The following is a 2,503-nucleotide window of genomic DNA, read 5'->3' as shown; positions in this document are numbered from 1 at the left end:
GGTCGTGCCGGCGGTGCCGCCGTTGCCGACGGCGGCCTGCCAGCCGACGTTGGAGACGTGGGCCTCGACGGATATGGCGTCGGCGCCGAGGGGCTCGCCGGTCGAGGCGTCGGACAGGACGAGGCGCAGCGCCTCGAGGGGGAGCCCCCTGCCGGTCGTGCCGGCGACCTCGCCGCCGGCGACGGCGCCCATCCAGCCGATATTGGAGACGTGGGCCGAGTATGAGAGCGAGACGGGCGCGGCCGCCTCGGACCGGGCGGGCTCCGCCTGGGCGCCGTCGGCCTGCGCGTCGCCCGGGGCGGCGGGGGCGGCGTAGGCCGCGGGCCCGCACAGGGCCAGGGCGGCCGCGACCGCCAGCGCGGCGGCGGCACCGGAAATTCGTTTCGTGGAGCGTCTCATGGAAAATCCCCCTAATCTAGCAACGGTTTCCAAGTCTACTAGATTGGGGGGACGGGAGCCAAGCTGCAATACCCCCAAGACACCCGTCTATAGGTCGTGACGTTGTCTATAAACAGGCTCACCGCCCGCGGAATAAAATTCGGCGCAAATCGTTTGAGCAGGCGACGCGCGGAAGGAGCGTGTAGGGCGGTAATATACTGACCGTCAGCCGCGGCATCCTCGCGGAAACCCATTTGTTGCCGGAACTATAGTCCCCGGCGCGGGCTCACCTTATCTCCCCGGCACGGGCTCGATATCCTCTCGGATATCTAATCGTCTTGGACTTTTACCCACCCAAGCACAGTACGGCTTTTACGTGCCGCCACGCAGAGCCTAGCCTGGAACTATTGTCTAAAACATAGGCCTTCAAAGCAACTTAGGTTCAAGTACGGACATGCAAATACGGGCACTGGATACAGGTCTTGACTGTCAATGGTTATCAATCGCATGTGTTTCTGGCAAATTACGCCCGTCTTATGCGTGCGATACAATCAGTCTCACCGAACACCAAACCAGCAACCCGAAGGGATCAACGTGTTAACAATTCACTATGGTGATATGGAAAACGTTATCTACAATACGTCGGTTTACTTCGATAACGTCTATTCGCCCCAGTGGTTTCAAGACGCCTTTGCTCAAAGGATTATTAAATCAATCGATAAAGGCAATGTCGTTGGACCCTGCGCAATAGACACCAAGATCCTAGGCATTATCCCTCCTGAAAGGCTGTCGGGAGGCACTAAGACGCTGTTGCTCATGTACTTCATGCCTCAGAACGTATACAACGCCACAACCTGCAGCGACAATTGCGCTTACTGGATTCTGAGAATTGCCACGCAAAAGGACTTAACCATCAACCTCTACCATCTGATGGATTTTGGAAACGGCAAGTTCACGGCTACCGTTGCAAACACGGGCGATGTCGTTCACACGATGTTCGACCTTGTCCCTATAGCCGCAAAATGCCTAAGGGAAACTCCTGACATGCACTTTCGTTAGGCTCTGTTAGACCAAGATTGACATACATATGTCATCACGGCGCCATATCGTTAGCCTCGTAGACCGCGGGGCAGCATGAACGCCGAGGACCTGGTAATCACCTTCAAGAGGGACATCGCGAGCCTCAGCAGGACCGAACGCCGCCGGCTCCGCCTACGAGGCCGAGCGCTCCCCGCGCTGCGGGTCCGCCGCGGTCGTGAAGAAGGGCAAATCAAAGAACGGCGAGCAGCGTTACCTCTGCCAGGATTGCGGCAGGACCTTCGGCATGGGCAGCGGGCACATCCTGGGGACGAGCAGGCTCCCGAAGGAGACCTGGATGGCCAATGCCGAGTGCTTCGTTCTCATGCTGCCCCTGCGCGAATGCGCGGGGCGCTGCCATGTCTGCCTCAAGACCGCCTACACCATGCGCCACAGGCTCATCGAGTGTCTCTCGGCCTACTCGCCCTCGTTCAAGACCGGGCGGGGCTGCGGCTGCGAGCTCGACGAGACCTACTTCCCCGAGTCGTTCAAGGGCAACCACACGAAGGGGTCATTTACGATGCCACGTCACTCCCGACATCGTGGCAAGCAGGTGCACAGGCGCGGACTGTCGCGCGAGCAGATCTGCGTCATGACCGGCGTGAACGACTCGAACGAGACGTTTCTCCAGGTCGCGGGACGAGGCATCCTGTCGAGGAAACGCGCCATGGACGTGCTGAGGGACCGCATCGCGTCCGCTTCCGTCGTAGCGACGGACAAGGCGTCCGCCTATGTCGACGTCCTCGCGGAGCTCGAGGTCGACGCACACACGGCCTACGATTCCAAGGACCCTTCCGAGGGGACCATCAACCGGATCAACACCGTCCATTCGCTCCTCGATACCTTCATGAAGCCGTTTAAGGGCGTGTCGACGAAGCACCTCGGCACCTACCTCGCTTGGTTCAAGTGGTGCCGGACCTTCATGGCGACCGATTCCGGCACCGCCGAGCGCACTGTTAGCGTCGGAATAATTTAGCCAAATATAGTCGGCCGAGATTGACCAATCCCGGCCGACCCATTTTAGCCAACACGCCCGCATCTATGACTT

General features: G+C 59.6%; 2 protein-coding genes and 2 pseudogenes. 3 read left to right on the top strand and 1 reads right to left on the bottom strand.

What is annotated here, in order from left to right; translation table 11 throughout:
* A pseudogene (locus FGQ67_RS10140) lies at positions 1-399 on the bottom strand (hypothetical protein); the annotation flags it as partial.
* 597 nt (positions 400-996) lie between these two features.
* On the opposite strand from FGQ67_RS10140, the gene FGQ67_RS09305 reads away from it, so the two are divergent.
* The 3 genes and pseudogenes from FGQ67_RS09305 to FGQ67_RS09300 all read left to right on the top strand — a co-directional run bounded on the left by FGQ67_RS09305 (position 997) and on the right by FGQ67_RS09300 (position 2,431).
* Positions 997-1,437, top strand: a complete 441-nt coding sequence (locus FGQ67_RS09305; RefSeq protein ID WP_117638277.1) for a DUF4869 domain-containing protein — start codon at positions 997-999, stop codon at positions 1,435-1,437.
* Positions 1,438-1,621: 184 nt separating this feature from the next.
* Positions 1,622-1,687, top strand: a pseudogene (locus FGQ67_RS10345) (IS1/IS1595 family N-terminal zinc-binding domain-containing protein); the annotation flags it as partial.
* Positions 1,688-1,702: 15 nt separating this feature from the next.
* Positions 1,703-2,431 carry an IS1595 family transposase gene (locus tag FGQ67_RS09300; protein WP_271735881.1) on the top strand — a complete coding sequence of 243 codons (729 nt, stop codon included), beginning with the start codon at positions 1,703-1,705 and terminating at the stop codon, positions 2,429-2,431.
* Positions 2,432-2,503 lie beyond the last annotated feature (72 nt).

Source organism: Collinsella aerofaciens (genome assembly GCF_005845035.1).
In the GTDB taxonomy this organism is placed as follows: Bacteria; Actinomycetota; Coriobacteriia; order Coriobacteriales; family Coriobacteriaceae; genus Collinsella; species Collinsella aerofaciens_I.
The sequence above is the reverse complement of the archived record's forward strand: the minus strand, read 5'-3'. Positions and strand labels throughout refer to the sequence as shown.